The organism is Marinobacter sp. F4206, from assembly GCF_019392195.1.
Taxonomy (GTDB): domain Bacteria; phylum Pseudomonadota; class Gammaproteobacteria; order Pseudomonadales; family Oleiphilaceae; genus Marinobacter.
Genome location: NZ_JAHXKI010000006.1, coordinates 56,101 through 73,763, shown reverse-complemented (window position 1 = coordinate 73,763; position 17,663 = coordinate 56,101). Strand labels below are relative to the sequence as shown.

General features: G+C 57.1%; 15 protein-coding genes. 10 read left to right on the top strand and 5 right to left on the bottom strand.

Annotated features, from left to right (window positions below; all coding sequences use genetic code 11):
- Nucleotides 1-2 precede the first annotated feature (2 nt).
- Genes KZO34_RS17660 through KZO34_RS17640 form a run of 5 tightly spaced genes read left to right on the top strand, consistent with a single transcriptional unit; the run spans nt 3 to nt 5,112 of the window.
- Nucleotides 3-452: a pilus assembly FimT family protein gene (locus KZO34_RS17660; RefSeq protein ID WP_219478248.1), complete on the top strand. Its 450-nt coding sequence runs from the start codon at nt 3-5 to the stop codon at nt 450-452.
- Nucleotides 449-937 carry a prepilin-type N-terminal cleavage/methylation domain-containing protein gene (locus tag KZO34_RS17655; protein ID WP_219478245.1) on the top strand — a complete coding sequence of 163 codons (489 nt, stop codon included), beginning with the start codon at nt 449-451 and terminating at the stop codon, nt 935-937. The genes KZO34_RS17660 and KZO34_RS17655 overlap by 4 nt, the downstream gene beginning before the upstream one ends.
- Nucleotides 937-1,722, top strand: a complete 786-nt coding sequence (locus tag KZO34_RS17650; protein ID WP_219478243.1) for a type II secretion system protein — start codon at nt 937-939, stop codon at nt 1,720-1,722. Before KZO34_RS17655 ends, KZO34_RS17650 begins: the two co-directional genes overlap by 1 nt.
- Nucleotides 1,712-2,125 carry a hypothetical protein gene (locus tag KZO34_RS17645; protein ID WP_219478241.1) on the top strand — a complete coding sequence of 138 codons (414 nt, stop codon included), beginning with the start codon at nt 1,712-1,714 and terminating at the stop codon, nt 2,123-2,125. Before KZO34_RS17650 ends, KZO34_RS17645 begins: the two co-directional genes overlap by 11 nt.
- Nucleotides 2,122-5,112 carry a DUF6701 domain-containing protein gene (locus tag KZO34_RS17640; protein WP_219478239.1) on the top strand — a complete coding sequence of 997 codons (2,991 nt, stop codon included), beginning with the start codon at nt 2,122-2,124 and terminating at the stop codon, nt 5,110-5,112. Before KZO34_RS17645 ends, KZO34_RS17640 begins: the two co-directional genes overlap by 4 nt.
- A 57-nt stretch (nt 5,113-5,169) precedes the next feature.
- On the opposite strand, the gene ntrC is transcribed toward KZO34_RS17640, so the two are convergent.
- From ntrC to glnA, 4 genes are all read right to left on the bottom strand, one after another.
- Nucleotides 5,170-6,597, bottom strand: a complete 1,428-nt coding sequence (gene ntrC / locus KZO34_RS17635; protein ID WP_219478238.1) for a nitrogen regulation protein NR(I) — start codon at nt 6,595-6,597, stop codon at nt 5,170-5,172.
- Nucleotides 6,594-7,688, bottom strand: a complete 1,095-nt coding sequence (gene glnL / locus KZO34_RS17630) for a nitrogen regulation protein NR(II) (protein WP_219478237.1) — start codon at nt 7,686-7,688, stop codon at nt 6,594-6,596. Before glnL ends, ntrC begins: the two co-directional genes overlap by 4 nt.
- A gap of 249 nt (nt 7,689-7,937) precedes the next feature.
- Nucleotides 7,938-8,462: a DUF4124 domain-containing protein gene (locus tag KZO34_RS17625; RefSeq protein ID WP_219478236.1), complete on the bottom strand. Its 525-nt coding sequence runs from the start codon at nt 8,460-8,462 to the stop codon at nt 7,938-7,940.
- 180 nt (nt 8,463-8,642) lie between these two features.
- Nucleotides 8,643-10,046, bottom strand: a complete 1,404-nt coding sequence (gene glnA / locus KZO34_RS17620; protein WP_219478235.1) for a glutamate--ammonia ligase — start codon at nt 10,044-10,046, stop codon at nt 8,643-8,645.
- A gap of 543 nt (nt 10,047-10,589) precedes the next feature.
- On the opposite strand from glnA, the gene typA reads away from it, so the two are divergent.
- From typA to KZO34_RS17595, 5 genes are all read left to right on the top strand, one after another.
- Nucleotides 10,590-12,401, top strand: coding sequence for a translational GTPase TypA (gene typA, locus KZO34_RS17615; protein ID WP_308318838.1), 1,812 nt, complete (start codon nt 10,590-10,592; stop codon nt 12,399-12,401).
- Between the two features lie 99 nt (nt 12,402-12,500).
- Nucleotides 12,501-13,463: a prolyl aminopeptidase gene (gene pip / locus KZO34_RS17610; RefSeq protein ID WP_219478234.1), complete on the top strand. Its 963-nt coding sequence runs from the start codon at nt 12,501-12,503 to the stop codon at nt 13,461-13,463.
- 92 nt (nt 13,464-13,555) lie between these two features.
- Entirely contained in the window at nt 13,556-13,999 is a 444-nt protein-coding gene (gene dtd, locus KZO34_RS17605; RefSeq protein WP_219478233.1) for a D-aminoacyl-tRNA deacylase, read from the top strand.
- A gap of 515 nt (nt 14,000-14,514) precedes the next feature.
- Complete coding sequence (locus KZO34_RS17600; RefSeq protein ID WP_219478231.1) at nt 14,515-15,531, top strand: porin; 1,017 nt, start codon at nt 14,515-14,517, stop codon at nt 15,529-15,531.
- A 103-nt stretch (nt 15,532-15,634) separates the two neighbouring features.
- Nucleotides 15,635-16,498, top strand: coding sequence for a CYTH domain-containing protein (locus tag KZO34_RS17595; protein ID WP_219478230.1), 864 nt, complete (start codon nt 15,635-15,637; stop codon nt 16,496-16,498).
- Nucleotides 16,499-16,505: 7 nt separating this feature from the next.
- Here the strand turns inward: KZO34_RS17595 and KZO34_RS17590 are convergent, their stop codons facing one another.
- Nucleotides 16,506-17,663, bottom strand: a complete 1,158-nt coding sequence (locus KZO34_RS17590; RefSeq protein ID WP_219478228.1) for a potassium channel family protein — start codon at nt 17,661-17,663, stop codon at nt 16,506-16,508.

Sequence of the window (17,663 nt, the reverse complement as noted above, 5' to 3'; positions counted from 1 at the left end):
GGATGATTGGTTCCAAGTCATTGGGCTTCACGTTAGTTGAACTAGTGATGACGATTATTCTCATCGGCGTTTTGGCTGCGCTGGGAGTTGGGCTCTTTGCAAGCCGCTCTGCTTTTTCTCCCTTGCTGGCCACTCAGCAACTCTCCTCGGCCACGCTGCTTGCTCAGCAGGCAGCGCTGGCCGGGAATTCCGCGGGCCGGCTGACCATCGGTCAGACGGCGGAGCGCTTCGTGTTCACCGTGGGTTCGGGCACGCCCAATACCCGAACCTTCTCCCTTGAGCGAGCCGGGACTACCCTGAGCGGGGCGCCACTACCCCTCACCCTGACATTCAACACCAGGGGCGAAGTGGTCGGGGGCGGCAATACCAACCTCACTTTCAACGGCGAAAGCGCTTACCAGACCTGCATCAGCTCCCTGGGCGCAGTCTATGCCGGGAGCTGTCAGCCATGAGGCGTAAACAAAAGGGCGCGACCCTGGTGGAACTGATCATCACGATTGTGATCATCAGTATCGCCATCGCCGGCGTGGTCGGCGCGTTTGCACTGATCTCCGGCCGGAGTGCCGATCCACTGAACGAAACCCGGGCTGTCGCACTGGCGCAACTTTATATTGATGAAATCCTGTCGAAAAAGTACGACGAACAGACCCCCCAGGGCGGTGTGCCACGCTATTCCGGTGGATGCAACATTGGTTCGGACGGAGAAACCCGCGCCGCATTCGACGACGTCGACGATTACGAGGGCCTTATGGACAAGCCGCCCGCGAGCGCATTGGGCGCTATCACCGGCTATTCAGGGTTTTCGGTGGATGTCTCAGTTAGCTGTGCGGGCGGAGAGGTGGGGTTGCCAGCCTCTCAGGCAAAACGGATCGATGTGCTGATATCCGCCCCGGATAACCGCAGTTTTTTATTCTCGGCCTACCGGGCGAATTTCTGATGGGCAGAAATCGTGGATTTACGCTTGTCGAACTGGTCATGGTGATCGTACTTCTGGCCATCGTCGCCACGATCTCTGTCCGTTTTTTGGCGCTTTCAACGCAGGGAACGGTTGATGTGGGCTCCCGTCAGCTCCGGTCCTTTTCTGCTGTTGTCATCAGCGAGCACATAAGCCGGGCGCTTCGCGAAGCCTTGCCTGGCTCAATTCGCGTTAATGGTGATGGTTCATGTATCGAGTGGATGCCGGTCGTTGCGGTTTCCAATTACCTCAATCTGCCCCGTGGCGCGAATCCGGACTCCTTCGAAGCGGCGCCCCTGGCCGGTGGCGACAGCGCAAATGGCCGAATCGTGGTGTACGGATATGGCAGCACCCTTTATTCCACGGGGAGTCCCGGGCCTGTCTCGCCGGAAGCGACGCTCCCCACAGGTGCGTCACCGGTTACCGTATCCTTCGACGGTGGCGCCAATCACCGCTTTGCCACCCAGTCACCGGAACGAAAGTTTTTTGTGATCGAGGAGCCCCGGACTTTCTGTCAGCAGGGCAGTTTCCTGTTTCGCTACCGTGATTATGGCATCCAGAGTTCGGTCGCAGCCTCATTGCCGGCCACCATGCCGACGCGGGAGGTGCTGGCGGGCAACCTGGTGCCCGATTCCCTGAATTTCGAGTCCGTTCCACCGACGCTCCAGCGCAGTGGCGTTGTCAGTTTCCGTTTTCAGGTCCGCAGTCAGCAAACCGGTGAAGTGACCAGTGTCAGTCAGGAGGTTCAGATTCGCAATGTCCCCTGATTCGAGCATAGACAAACAAATCGGTGCCGGACTACCGGTGGCGTTATTCGTAATGACGGTGCTGGCCCTGCTGGTGGTTGTCATGGCGCAACTGCAGCAAGGCAGCGCTGAGGCCGTCAGCCTGCAGATCCAGTCTCAAAGAGCGTTGTTTGCGGCGGAAAGTGGAGCGCAGGTTGGCGTGCGTGAAGCTCTGGAAGGCGGCAGCTGCAGTGGCATTACATCACCAAAAACGTTCACCTCATCCGGTCTGGCGGGTTGTCGGGCCGTAATGACCTGCGAGTCGGTTTCTGCCGAGCTGACGGGCAAGAGTCCGGCTGAAGAGATTTACACCCTGACCAGTACCGGTCAATGCGGCAATGGCATGGATCGCGCCGAACGGGTGGTGGAGGTGAAGTTCCGATGACATCGACAAAGTCCCATAGCCATTTCCTGAAGGGACGTTACGCCCTTCTTGCCTGCGTGGCTCTGTTACTGGCGCTGCCACAATTTCTGCGTGCAGAGTGTTCTCCTTACGCAGGATTGGCAACGATCAACGAAATCTCCGAAAAAGAGAAATTTATCGAACTCAAGCTGCTGTCATCGGGCATCGCTCCCTCGACTTATGATGGCTGGCGATTAGAGTTCTGTGCCCTGGGGGGCAATAATAAGCCGTTCAGTTGCAGTGGTTTGCAGCCTGTTTCCGGAGCGTCAAAGACCACACAGCCCTGGCTCGTTATGGATTCAGCCGACCTGGGCGGCGCGACAATCAATCTTGCAGGTATGGATGTCAGACTCTCCGATGCTAACGGCCGGACCATCGATTATGTGCGAGTAGGGAGCTCGGTTGATGATTCAGAGGACGCTACATGTTCCTCGGATCCCGATGACTTACCCTTTGATACCCGCCTGAGCCTCGTCGGTGGCGAGAGTGGCAAATATGCCCGGCGTCGCCCTGACGGTAATGGCGACTGGTCTTTGAGCGAAGGTGCCTCGGATGGCAAAGATACCGAGGGCGATACGAATGATGAGGGTGTATTGGGGCCGAGCATAAGTATCGACAATGTGGAGGTTTTCCAGGGTGAAACGGCCGTCTTCACTGTCAGCTTTGATGCTGCTCAGAGTTCGGATGTTCTGATCGACTTCGAGACTCGGGACCTTTCCGCGGCAGCGAGTGTCGACTATTCCTCAGAGGTTGGGACCATCCGGGTCGCAGCCGGGAATAGTCAGGCAACTGTGAGTGTGCAAACACTGAATTCCGGAAATCCTGATCAGACGGAGTTTTTTGTCGTCCTGAGCAACCCGAGAATGTCAGGGGAGGCGCAATTCGGGACCTTTATCAGTCAGGCTGGCATCGCAACGATCCTTCCGTCAGAAAACCGCCTAGATAGGTTTGAGGTAAGCGCTGCCTCAACTGCCAGTGTCTGCGCACCGGTGCAAGTGACCATCCGTGCTCTTGATCAGCAAGGTGATGTCGTGACGGACTACGACGGTCAGGTCTCTTTACAAACCAGTTCCGGCAGTGGCAACTGGACCGGGGGCGCGTCAGATATCCCGACCGGATCCCTGTCGCCGAGTCCAGACAACGACAATGACGGGATTGTGAGTTATCAGTTTGCTGACACTGACAACGGTACCGTATCTCTGGCCCTTGCCAATGCCACAGCCGACGAGCTCAGGGTTGCTGTGACTGACATTGCCGATGGGCAGCAGGGGCGCTCGGCGCCGATTCAGTTTCTTGAAAATGCCTTCGTGATTGAAAGTGCGGATGCCAATGGCCTGGATATCGTGGCGGAGCGTGACCATTCGTTTGTGGCAAGGGCAATTCGTCGCGATCCTGTGGATGGCGAGTGTGGGCTGATACCGGATTATGACGGTCAGGTGGACGTGAAAGCCTGGTTGTCCCGAACCGGTGACGACCCGGGAGGTATTGCGCCCGTTCTGGATAGTGGTATTTCAACGACCGCCCCCGGAACCGCAATGCCGTCGTCGGACAACCTGTCGCTCACCTTTAACGGCGGCCTGGCCGCGTTTTCGTTGGCCACCAGTGATGTCGGACAGTATCGTCTGAATCTGCTGGATAATACATCCGGTACGGTGGTGGATTCTGCCGGCAACCCTCTCCCGATTCCGGGGACGGGGGCCCTCTGGACCGTCAGGCCGGATCGGTTTGCCCTTGCTGTGACGGGGAATCCCTCGGCCGCAGATGCGAGTGGCCCCGTATTCAGGTCGGCCGGGCAAGCGTTTGAGTTGGTTCTGTCCGCAGTCGGTGCCAAAGGCAGCGCATTGCCGGGTTATGGTCAAGAGGGCTCTCCCCAGAGCGCCATTGTAAGCCATAACCTGGTTCAGCCTACCGGTGGCGAGCCCGGCATTCTGTCGGGAACCTTGAGTATTCCGGGTACATCCTTCAGTAACGGTGAGGCGACAGTGAGCAACCTGAGCTGGAATGAGGTGGGGATTCTGGAGCTCTCCGGGGATAACCCCGCGTATCTGGGGGTGGCGCCCGCGGTCACCGGCCAATCTGGATCGGTGGGGCGATTTGTCCCTGATCGATTCGAGATTGCTGTGGCACCCGGTGAGCTGGCGCCTTTCTGCAGCGCCGGTTCGGCGTTCGTCTACGCAGGGCAGGAGATGTCGTGGGCGGTTGTGCCAGAGCTGACCATTTCCGCGGTGGGGCCAGGAACGTATGTTACGAGGAATTATACAGAGGGCGACTTCCAGAAACTGACGGCTGACGATGTAGCCCGAAGCACGCCGGCAACGGATAACGCCCAGGCCTATCTGTCCGGTCCCTCGTATCCCATCACTTCAAGTCTGCAGGCCGGCCTGATCACTGATGCAAATTTGGGCGTTCTGACCTTTTCGTTTTCAACCACCGATTCTTTTGTCTACGACAAGGCTGTCGACGGCCGGGTGTCGCCATTCTCTCCGGATATGACCATTACGGTTGATGCCGTTCAGGATTCCGATGGCGTGAGGGTGCCTGCGGTACCGCTGGCCGTCACGCCATTCGCCCCCTTCGAGATCCGTTACGGGCGCTGGGAGCTTGAAAATGTCTACGGCCCTGAAAACGTCGATGAGTTGTTTATGACGTTCGGTGCCGAGGTCTGGAACGGGAGCCGCTTCGTCGAACACGTTGCGGACGCCTGCTCGTCCTGGGCCACCACGCCCATTACCGATCCCGAGGTACATCATGTTCTGGTAGCGGATTCCGGCAATCTGACTGGTGGTAGCGGCGGACCGCTCACGCTTGAGCCGAAGGGCACGCTGGGAACCGATACCCTGATCTGGGATGTGCCCGTCTGGTTCGAGTCTGATCGGGATGGCGATGGCGCGCTGGAGGATCCAGTCGGGCTTGCCACTTTCGGTGTCTATCGCGGTCATGACCGGATTATTTACTGGCAGGAACGCTGACGCAGTGACAAAAAAGGGCAGACCCTGCGGCCTGCCCTGAAAAAAGAGCCCGGTGGCTCAATCGTCATCACTTTCCGGGTGATCAAGCCCCAATTCGTTGATCTTCCGGGTCAGGGTATTCCGTCCCCAGCCCAGCAGCACGGATGCGTCCCGACGGCGACCGCCAGTGTGCTTCAATGCCGTTTCAATCATGATCTTTTCAAATTCGGGCACGGCGCTGTCCAGAATGCCTTTCTTGCCCCTTTTGAGTTCCTGTTCCGCCCAGTTGCGCAGGCCTTCCTGCCAGGTGGTGCCCATCGTGGGCGTCTCGGCCTGGTGCAATAATTCCGGCGGCAGGTCATCGATATGAATCTCACGACCGCTGGCCATGACCGTAAGCCACCTGCAGGTGTTCTCCAGCTGGCGGACGTTGCCGGGCCAGGGCAGGGTGGTGAGGTATTCCTCTGCATCGGGCCTGAGTATTTTGGACTCAACGGCCAGCTCCTTGGCCGCCCGCTTCAGGAAGTGCTCCATCAGGCGGGGGATGTCTTCCCGGCGTTCTGCGAGCTTCGGCAGGTGCACCCGGATAACATTCAGGCGGTGGAAAAGATCCTCCCGGAACGAGCCGGCCTGAACCAGTTTCTCAAGATCCTGGTGGGTTGCGGCGATGATGCGCACATCCACTTTGATGGGCGTGGTGCCGCCGACCCGATAGAACTCGCCATCGGCGAGGACTCGCAGCAGGCGCGTCTGGGTGTCTGCTGGCATGTCGCCAATTTCGTCCAGAAACAGCGTGCCACCGTTCGACTGCTCGAACCGGCCCTGCCGGGCCGCACCCGCACCGGTAAACGCGCCCTTTTCATGGCCGAACAGTTCGGATTCGATCAGGTCCTTGGGGATCGCCGCCATGTTCAGGGCGATGAACGGGCGGTTGGCTCGGGGGCTGTGGTTGTGCAGTGCCTGAGCCACCAGCTCCTTGCCTGTACCACTCTCTCCATTAATGAGAACGGTGATGTTGGAATGGGATAACCGCCCTATGGCCCGAAACACTTCCTGCATGGCGGGGGCCTCGCCGATGATCTCGGCGTTGCGCTGGGCGCTCTCGGTCTGGGGCTCCGCGCTGGCTTTCTTTTCGTGACTGTGTGCGACGGCTCGTTTCACCAGGGCAACGGCGTCGTCCACGTCAAACGGCTTGGGCAGGTATTCAAAGGCCCCGGTCTGGTAACTGGTCACTGCACTTTCGAGGTCCGAGTGTGCCGTCATGATGATGACTGGCACGTCGGGGTGTACCTCGACGATCTGGGAGAGCAGGGTAATGCCATCGACGCCGGGCATACGAATGTCGCTGATGATGGCATCCGGTTGTTCGTGTTCGAGACGCATCATGATGCTCTCGCCACTTTCGAATACGCGGGGCTGCATACCGGCCTGGTTAAGGGCGCGCTCCAGCACCCAGCGAATACTGCGATCGTCGTCTATGATCCAGACGTTTGCCGGTTGGCTCATGGGGTGTCCTCCAGAGGCAGGAAGATGATGAAGTCAGTACGGCCGGGTTTGCTCTCGCATTCGACCAGTCCGTGGTGTTGGCCGATGATGCTCTGGGTTATGGAAAGCCCCAGGCCTGTGCCACTGGCACGACCGCTGATCATCGGATAGAAAATGTTCTGTAGCAGATCCGGTGGAATGCCCGGCCCGTTGTCGATGACATCCACACGGCACACCAGACGATGCCGCCGGTGTCCGATGGTGAACTGGCGCAGGGCCCGGGTCCGGAAAATAATGGTGGGTGGCGCCTCCTTGCGATGACCGGTCTGGTTCTCGAACGCCGCTTCCATGGCATTGCGTGCAATATTCAGGAACGCCTGAATGAGTTGTTCCTTGTCACCGCGGAATTCCGGAATGCTGGGGTCGTAGTCCCGGCGAAATACCAGCCGCCCCTTGCTCTCTGCCTCGACCAGGGTGCCGACTCGCTCGAGGACTTCGTGAATATTGGTTTGAGCAAGTTTCAGTGCCTTGTTGGGGCCAAGCATCCGATCGACCAGACTGCGCAGGCGGTCTGCCTCATCAATGATCACACGGGTGTACTCGCGTTGGTCTTCATCATTGAGTTCGCGGTCAAGCAACTGTGCGGCGCCCCGGATCCCGCCGAGCGGGTTCTTGATCTCATGGGCCATGCCGCGCACCAGAATCCGGGTGGTTTCCTGTTGCGAGATGATGTCTTCTTCCCGGCTGATGCGCAGCAGCCGGTCCCTGGGCTGAATCTCGATGAGCAGTTCGGTCGGCTCCAGACTGATCGGCGTTACCGAATAATCCACCGTAAGGCTGGCCCCGCTGGTCAGACGGAACTCGGCTTCCCGCCTGGTATAGGACTGGCCATTTTGAGCGGCGGCATGAAGCGTCTTTAGGGCGTCTTCCGAGTCAACCAGAATGTCGCTGAAAGGGTGGCCCTGACTTCGGGTCATGCTGGTTTCGAACAGGCTTTCTGCGGCCGGGTTGAAGTAACGGATCTTCAGGTTGTCCTCAAGTACCAGAACCGCGGTGGTGAGGCTGTCGAGAATGCTCTTGTAACCGTTCTTATTGGCAGTGGGCAGTGCCATGCGTGAATCCCGTTGGTCCGACAGAGTAAATGTGATGACTTCGAGGGTTCTGCAAGAAGCGAACCACTTTGGCAATCAGTCGAAAAAGAGTGGGCAAAGTACGGGCATGGGCGCAAATTGGCACAAAAACATGCCGTAAGCTGGTGCATGTTCAGGAAAGGGGTATGACCAGCCCGGACAGTTCGCCCTGTTGCTGGTCAGAGTATGGCCTGTTTGTGGTGCGAGCGCACCAATATAGTGCGTTATACTTCAGTTCGCCACGGATGGGCGGTGGACGGTAAAGGTGATTGCTGCGCCGGTTTTTACTTGGACGCCGTTTTCATCGACGATGTGTACACGTGCATCGTGGCTCCCACGGAAAACGTTGCTGACCGTGACGCTACCTGATGTGGTCTGTCCAACCGGCTGGCCATCGAGGGTGACTTCGTATTTATGGCCGTCCCGGAGGCCGGGCGTGCTTTGAACCTCAAACTGGACGTCACCGCTGCCACTGTTGAACGCCTGATTATTCTCGGGGTAGGTAAACGAAACGCTCTCATAAATCGCGCCTTCGCGCTTTACTTCCTCGCGGAGCTTGTCGGTTTCGCGAACATTCTGGGGTTTCGGAAGCGTAACCGTGGTGACCGGCTTTACCTCAATAGCCTCGGCGCCGTCGGACGGTTCGTCGGAGTACGTGACATTGCCGTAGGCGTCTACATTCCGGTAGACCTCAGCGCTTGCTGGAACGGCCAGCAGAAGAAAGGCTGCGGCAACTAATCCGGTCCTCGGGTTCATAAGCACACCTGTTTCCATGATTTTAATTGATTATCTGCGGGCGCCGGAGTCATTTCAACGCCTGTGTGGCGGGTTGTTGGTTACATATCGTTAAGGACGTCAGGCACTTGTGAGGGGGTGCACAAAAAAAGCCCCGCACAGGGCGGGGCTTTTTCACAATCCCGAATTAACGGGTTGTTTTTAGCAGGAGTAGTACAGCTCGAACTCGACCGGATGCGTGGTCATGTTCAGGCGCTCGACTTCACCGCGCTTCAGTTCGACGTAACCCTGGATCATGTCTTCAGTGAAGACGCCACCGCGGGTCAGGAACTCGTGGTCTTCTTCCAGGCAATCCAGAGCTTCGGCCAGAGTTTCGGCTACGACCGGAATGTTCAGCGCCTCTTCCTTCGGCAGGTCGTACAGATCCTTGTCCATGGCATCGCCGGGGTGGATCTTGTTCTGGATGCCGTCGAGGCCAGCCATCATCAGGGCAGCGAAAGCCAGGTACGGGTTGGCTGAGGCGTCCGGGAAGCGGACTTCGATCCGGCGCGCCTTCGGGCTGTTCACGTAAGGGATACGGATGGAAGCGGAACGGTTACGGGCCGAGTAGGCCAGCATAACCGGTGCTTCGAAGCCCGGAACCAGACGCTTATAGGAGTTGGTGGAGCTGTTGGTGAAGGCGTTGATGGCCTTGGCGTGCTTGATCACGCCACCAATGTAGTACAGCGCCGCTTCGCTCAGGCCAGCATAGCTGTCACCGGCAAACAGGTTCTTGCCATCTTTGCTCAGGGACATGTGTACGTGCATGCCGGAACCGTTGTCACCAACAACCGGCTTCGGCATGAAGGTGGCAGTCTTGCCGTATGCGTGTGCAACGTTGTGGACGCAGTACTTCAGGATCTGAACTTCGTCGGCCTTCTTGGTCAGGGTGTTGGCGCCAACGCCGATTTCACACTGGCCAGCAGTACCTACTTCGTGGTGGTGAACTTCGATGTTCAGGCCCATGGACTCCATGGCGGCACACATCGCGCCACGCAGGTCGTGCAGGCTGTCAACCGGCGGAACCGGGAAGTAGCCACCTTTCACGCCCGGACGGTGACCGATGTTGTTGCGGTCGAAGTCTTCGCCGGAAACCCAGGCCGCTTCTTCGGAGTGGATGGAGTAGCCTGCACCTTTCATGTCCACTTCCCACTTGACCGAGTCAAATACGAAGAACTCCGGCTCTGGGCCGAACAGGGCGCCATCGGCGATGCCGGTGGACTTCAGGTACTCTTCCGCACGACGGGCAACGGAACGTGGGTCACGCTCGTATCCCTGCATGGTAGAAGGCTCTACGATGTCGCAGGTGATGTTGAGAGTGGTTTCTTCGGTGAACGGGTCCAGAACGGAGCTGGAGTCGTCCGGCATCAGGATCATGTCGGATTCGTTAATGCCCTTCCAGCCTGAGATTGAAGAGCCGTCGAACATCTTGCCGTCGGCGAAGAAATCTTCGTCTACCTCAGAGGCCGGCAGGGTGACGTGCTGTTCCTTGCCGCGGCTGTCGGTAAAGCGCAGGTCGACCCACTTAACTTCGTGTTCTTTGATCAAATCAACTGTCTTGGACATTGTGCATGCTCCGTTAGTTATCCCGCGTGAGCGGGTGTATTCATGTTCGTTTTGCCGGATCGTTCAGAGTCGCTGATATCCGATCTTTTCCTCAGGATTTCGCAGCTTAGCAAAAGCGCCTGCCACTTACCTGCAAATTTCGGCTGATTTCATTTAAGCAAGGCTCTTGCCAATTTTTAGGGCATGGCTCGGAGGCGCACAACCACGCGGGTTTGGGCCGTTTGTGGGGTATGTCCGGGGTTTTCTCTGGTGCAACGCTGTCGCTCGAACGCACAAAAATGGTGCATAAATATCGGGTCATGACCTTGGATGGTGCGGGCAGGTGTTCAAGGAATAGGCGTTTTTCTTCATATTAACGGCATGGACTTTTCGATATACTGCGCGCCGCCTCATTTGTACCCTGATCTGCACTGACGTTCGGGGCGCTGGTGCCGCCCGGTGCCGACTAATGGGTTCATTTTACGGATTTGAGACGGCATGTGAGAGGCTTGGCCTCCTGAAGACCCTCTCAGGTCAAAGAAAGCATGCCGCAGGATTATAGTTGTGATTGAGAAGCTTCGTAATATCGCCATCATCGCTCACGTCGACCATGGCAAAACCACACTCGTAGACAAATTGCTGCGCCAGTCCGGTACGTTGGATCGTAAAGAGCTCGAAAACGAGCGGGTAATGGATTCCAACGACCAGGAAAAAGAGCGTGGTATCACCATTCTGGCCAAGAACACGGCTCTGAAGTGGAATGAGTACGATATCAACATCGTCGACACCCCGGGCCACGCCGATTTTGGTGGTGAAGTGGAGCGGGTAATGAGCATGGTGGATTGCGTGCTGCTGGTGGTCGATTCAATCGATGGTCCGATGCCGCAAACCCGCTTCGTAACTCAGAAAGCGTTCGCAGCTGGCCTGCGTCCGATTGTGGTGGTGAACAAAATCGACCGTCCGGGCGCTCGTCCGGATTGGGTGGTCGATCAGGTGTTCGACCTGTTCGATGCCCTCGGCGCGACTGAAGAGCAACTGGACTTCCCGATTGTATACGCCAGCGCCCTGAACGGTATTGCCGGTTTGGATCACGAAAACCTGGACGACAACATGGATGCCGTGTTCCAGGCAATTGTCGACCACGTGCCCGCGCCGAATGTCGATATGGATGGTCCTTTCCAAATGCAGATCTCGCAGCTGGACTACAACAGCTTCCTGGGTGTGATCGGTATCGGCCGCATCATGCGGGGCAAGGTCAAGACCAACTCCCCGGTGACGGCAATCGGAGCCGACGGCAAGAAGCGCAATGGCCGTATACTCAAGATCATGGGCCATTCCGGTCTTCAGCGTGTTGAGGTTGACGAAGCTCAGGCCGGCGATATTGTCTGCGTGAGTGGTATGGATGAGCTGTTTATTTCCGATACCCTGTGTGATCAGTCCCAGGTTGAAGCGCTGCCCGCACTGACGGTAGACGAGCCGACCGTCTCCATGACCTTCCAGGTCAACGACTCGCCGTTTGCAGGTAAGGAAGGCAAGTACGTGACCAGTCGGAACATTAAGGAGCGTCTGGAAAAGGAGCTCCTGCATAACGTGGCTCTGCGTGTGGAAGAAGGTGAATCTGCCGACAAGTTCAAAGTGTCCGGTCGTGGTGAGTTGCACCTGTCGGTTCTGATCGAGAACATGCGCAGGGAGAATTTCGAGCTGGCGGTCGGTCGTCCGGAAGTGGTTATCCGCGAAGTCGACGGTGAGAAACAGGAGCCGTACGAAAATGTCATCGTCGACATTGAAGAACAGCACCAGGGCCCTGTGATGGAGCAGATGGGTCTTCGGAAAGGCGACCTGACCAACATGGTTCCGGATGGCAAAGGGCGCATGCGTCTTGATTACACCATCCCGGCCCGCGGTCTGATTGGCTTCCGTAACACCTTCCTGACCATGACGTCGGGCACCGGTATCCTGACTTCAACCTTCAGTCATTACGGCCCCATCAAGGTCGGTGACGTTACCAGCCGTCAGAACGGTGTTCTGGTGTCCATGGCAACCGGCACAGCGCTGACTTACTCGCTGGAAACGCTCCAGAGTCGCGGCAAGCTGTTCCTGGATCCGGGTCAGGAAATTTACGAAGGTCAGCTGTGTGGTATTCACAGCCGTGACAACGACATGGTCATGAACCCGACCAAAGGCAAGAAGCTCGACAACATGCGGGCATCTGGCAAGGATGAGGTTATTGGCCTGGTGCCGCCGATCAAGTTCACCCTTGAGCAGGCGCTGGAGTTCATTGATGACGATGAGCTGGTGGAAGTCACCCCCAAGTCGATTCGTCTGCGCAAGAAACTGTTGACTGAAAACGAGCGCAAGCGCGCCAAGAAAAAGTAAGCAAGCGGTGGGAATAAAAAGGGGCAGGTCAGTAGTGACCTGCCCCTTTTTTAGTTCAGTTCAGCTACACTCCGGTTAAACCCTTTTCTGGAACGCCTGATGCTCACGCTCTACCCGGAAATCAAGCCCAACGCCCAGCATCGCATAGCCGTTGATCCCCCTCATGAGCTGTATGTTGAGGAAAGCGGCAACCCGGACGGCATTCCTGTCATCGTGATCCATGGAGGACCTGGTGGCGGTTGTGAGGAGTTCCACCGGCGCTTCTTTGATGCAGAACGGTTCAGAATCATTCTCATGGACCAACGCGGGGCGGGCCGTTCCACTCCGCTGGCGGAACTTGAGGGCAACAGCACGGACAAGCTGGTTGAGGACATGGAGGCCGTCCGTTCATTTTTCGGCATCGACCGGTGGCTGCTGTTCGGCGGCAGTTGGGGGTCAACCCTCAGTCTGGTGTATGCGCAGGCGTATCCTGAAAGGGTGTCAGGTCTGGTATTGCGTGGCATTTTTCTGTGTCGGCCACGGGATATCCAGTGGTTCTACCAGGACGGTGCCAGCCGGGTGTTTCCGGACTACTGGCAGGAGTTCGAGGAACAGGTCTCCGTTCATGAGCGTGCCGACATGGTGTCCGCGTATTACAAGAAACTGACAAGTTCTAATGAACTGGAGCAAATTCAGGCTGCCAAGGCCTGGTCCGTATGGGAAGGGCGTTGCGCGACGTTGCACCCGAACCCACGAGTGGTTGAACACTTCGGTCACCCCCATGTCGCAATCGCCCTGGCCCGAATTGAATGCCACTACTTCATGAATGAGGCCTTCCTGGAACCGAATCAGATCCTCCGTGATGCCCACAGGCTGGCAGGTATTCCGGGTATTATCGTGCACGGTCGCTATGACATGATATGCCCGCTGGACAATGCGCTCGCGCTCAGCAAGGCCTGGCCCGGCGCAAATCTCCGGATTATCCGGGATGCCGGGCACTCCGCGTCCGAACCGGCCATTGTTGATGCCCTGATCCGGGGGGTCGAAGAGGTCGTTGCGAAATCTGGGAAAAGTGCGAGCTAGTCGTGCTTTTTGATGGTTGCGAATCGTTAATCCCGTCGATAGACTCTTCTCCGATTTGATGTTCCGCCGTACGAATTTCCTCAGAGAGACGCATGAAAGGGCTCATCCAGCGAGTATCGGAAGCCAGTGTAGTTACAGGCGGTGAGCGAATTGCGTCTATCGATGCCGGTCTGTTGCTGTTGCTCGGTGTCGAGCGCGGAGATGGCCGTGCACAAGTCGGGAAACTGTGCCGTAAGATTCTCGCCTATCGTGTCTTCCCCGATGATCAGGGCCGAATGAACCGCAGTCTGATCGATATCGGCGGCTCTCTTCTTATTGTTCCCCAGTTTACTCTTGCAGCAGATACAGCGTCGGGCACCCGCCCCGGTTTTTCCTGCGCGGCGGGGCCGGAGCTCGCCAGTGAGCTGTTCGACAGTTTCCTGGCTGAGGCGCAGGCGAAGCTCGGTCGTGAGCGAGTCGAAGGAGGTCGCTTCGGAGCAGATATGAAAGTCCATCTGGTCAATGATGGCCCGGTAACGTTCTTGCTTGAGGTGTGAGGGAGCCTGGAACTGCGCTGACGCACAATAAGGGGGCGGTTAGGCCCGTGATGGCTTCTATTGGTGCGCAAATGCGCCCTCTGACTGTCGGTGTAACGTTTTTGTGACAGTTGGGTGATTGTAACGTATTGATTAACAAGAGTTAAGGGTATTCTGGCCCCGGAATTGTTACACAGGGTTCAGGTTGCTCCTGAGTGCTGTAACGCATAATTACTTGCGTTTCTGGTGCGAAACGAGCTAAAAATGCACCGCCAAATGTTTGCAAAAACAGGTTCATTGTATTAAAACAGGGTCATCATTCATGACTTTAATAAAGTCTTGTAAGTGATTGAGCCAAATAGATCTGCCGGAGTGTGGATCTACATAACTAGAAGAAAAGTTATCCTTGGTGTAACAAATCTGACACAGGGGTAATGCAGAATCGGGCTTATCCAGCAATGACTGGTTACGCCTTAAAAAATCGGGATAAGAACCCGTCGCTAAAACCTGAGTTAACTCAAAAAGGAAGACGCAAAATGAAGAAAACGCTCATCGCATCCGCTATTGCAGCAGCGACCTTCTCTGGCTCCGCGCTGGCACAGATGGAAATGTCAGCTTCCGAGCTGGCTGCCAAGATGGACTCCATGCCGCAGGTATACGGTAACATCCAGCTGGCGGTTGCTCACCGTGACGTAGAGGACGCTGGTTCCGAAATCGGTCACTACGACAACGGTTCTACCATCGGCGTTAAGCACGACCACGAAATTGCACCGGGCATCACCGGTTTCTTCAAGGCCGAGCTTGAGTTCGACGCAGACGACAAGGCCGGCAACGGCGGTCTGAACGCATTCGACGAAGCCTACATCGGTGTGAAGGGCGACAGCTTCGGTCAGGTTTGGGTTGGTTCTGACGACTCCACCTACGAAACTGCCATTGACGAAATCGCCAACTACTACGAGTACGCCTCCCTGAACATCGGTGCCATCAACAACAACGGCATCTATGACACCGGTGAAGGTGACCTGATCCAGTACAGCAGCCCGAGCTTTGGCGGCCTGGCGCTGCACGGTGCGGTTCAGTTCAACGGCGACGGTGACAAAGCTGAGAAGTCCTACCCGTACCAGCTGGCCGCCACTTACACCGTTGACGCATTCGAGCTGGCCGTTGCCATGGATTCCAACGACGGCGATCGTGCATACTCCAGCGACGTTGATGGCAGCAGCCTGAACAACGAGAACACCTACGGTGTTCGTGGTAGCTTCAACGCCGGCGATCTGCGTCTGACTGCTCAGTACCAGACTCGCAAAGACGTAGGTGATGCTTACGGTCTGTTCGGTGGCTACTCCATTGGTGCCAACACCTTCGCTCTCTCCTACGAGTATGCCGAAGCTGACAACACCGATGCCGATACCTCTACTGTTGCCGCTCAGGCCCTGCACAACCTGTCTGACAACATGTACGTATGGGTTGAAGGTTACCTGAACAACGCAGACAGCGGTGCTGCTGACGTAGACACCACTGACCTGGCGGTTGGTGCTGTTTACTACTTCTGATTTAGCGCATCCGCTAAGCCAGTCGTAATCGAAAACCGGCGACCTTCGGGTCGCCGGTTTTTTTATGTACTCTGAAAAAAATCATTGTTGTGGGGAGTGCCATATGGCGGAAGAGCTGGAGATCAAGCTGACCCTGAAGGCCAAGGATCTGAAGGCGGCGCTGGCTTGGCTGGGAGAGCAGCCGGAAGCCTCTCGGGGCGCCACGAAGGTCCTGGTCAACCGCTACTACGATACACCAGAGGCAGAGCTTAATGGTCAGAAAGCGGCGCTCAGGGTACGCCAGGCCGGCGACCGTTTCATCCAGACCCTGAAAACAAAAGGCGACTTCGTGGCGGGGGCTCACAGGCGCCAGGAATGGGAATGGCCTTTACCGTCCGCCGACCTGGATCTTGAGCTGCTGGCCGAGACGCCCCTGGCCGGTCAGGTCAGTCTCTCGAATCTGCTGCCAGTCTTTGAAACCAATTTCGAGCGTCAGGTCATTATGCTGCGCGACGAGGAAGGCACGATTGAGGTCGCCATTGATTGCGGTCAGGTCCTGAGTGGTGATCATGCTCGCCCACTAAACGAGGTGGAGTTTGAGCTGAAAGGCGGCAATCCGAGATCTTTGATTGGCTGGGCCAAAAAACTGGCCGGGCGGGTTCCGGTGTTTCTCAACCTGGTGAGCAAGGCCGAGCAGGGCTACTATCAGGCTGAGCTTTATGCCCCGGGCCCGGTTGTCCAGACAAATGGCTCAGAGGCCCTTTCCGTGACCGGGTTTCTTCATGGGCTGAGTCTGTGCTGGTTGACCGGGGAGCCTTTCCCCATGGATCAGGTTGACCTGACGCAGGTCGCGCTGGCGGCCCGGCAGGGAGGAGCTGCTACCCAGTGGGAAGAGATCTTGCAATCCCTTAAGGACCGCAAGCCCATTGAAGCAATGCTTGAGAGCCCTGCTTTGGGCCAGCTCCAAACTGCCCTGATTTCGGCCTGAGGGCTGTTCAGGGTGACGTCGACGAGTTCGCCGTCGGTTTGGTTTTCTCATGCCAGCTGGCGATGAAGGCCCGGTACCTGTCCAGTGCTTCCTGAACCAGTTCAACGCTCGGCGTATCAGCGGACTTAACCAGGACGATCAGCCCCCTGCCTTCGATTTCCTCTGTCGTGGGCGGGTGGCAGATCACCTCATCGTCGTTATCGATGTACGCCAGTGCGGTACCAATCCCATGGCGAACCAGTGCGCTGACAATGTCTGCCCAGTTCAGATCGTCGAGCACCAGATCGTAGCGGTGGGGGTGGTCGTGCTCGTAGTTGAACAGATCTTCCAGAACCTTTTCCGACCCGGGGGCAACCACCGAGCGCACCATGATTTCCGGGTAGGTTCGTACCGGTCGGATGATGGTTCGGATACCCAGTGCCTTGAAGCGCGATCGATTGTCATCGGAGACGCACTCCACGGTGGTTCGGCCGCCCAGGTTGCGCTCGCTGAGGCGGTGGGCGATGTCGAACGTCAGGCTGTCCGAATACGGGTCGCATTCGTCGGCGGCCAGGACAATGATGTGTCGCGCACCGCCGGCGTGAACCGCCTTTAATGCCTGTGGATCGAAGCCGGAGCCGTGATAGTGGACCATTCCGACATCGGACAGTTCGGTAGGCAGGCCGTTCGGGAACTTTCGGGTCAGCAGCATGATCGGTATTGTCTCGTAGCCCGGTACCGAACGGACCTGTGAGGCAAAACGCATGAAGTACTGCTCGCCGCCACTCTGAGGCGTGTTGATCATGACGATGTGGTCGTTCATTTTGTAGATCCACCTCCCGGTAAGAATGCGTTCCCGGCGATAGAACCGGTACTCGATAAAGTCACTGACGATCAGTGTCAGCAGCGTGATTGCCCCGACGAACATGATCAGAATGGTGCTGAGTCGCCCGACCAGTGTCTTGGGTGCAAAATCCCCATAACCGACAGTGGATACCGTGGTCATGGTAATCCACACTGATTCGAACAGATTGAGATCCTCGACGGTCCAGATGACAAGGATCTGAGTGAACAGGAGGCCGGCCAGTATCAGGAACAGGCGTTTCATCCTATGCCGGATGAGCCCCCCCATGGGAAGGTGAGTCTGCTGGTGTTCCGGGTTTAGCGGGCGGCGGTTTCTCTGCAT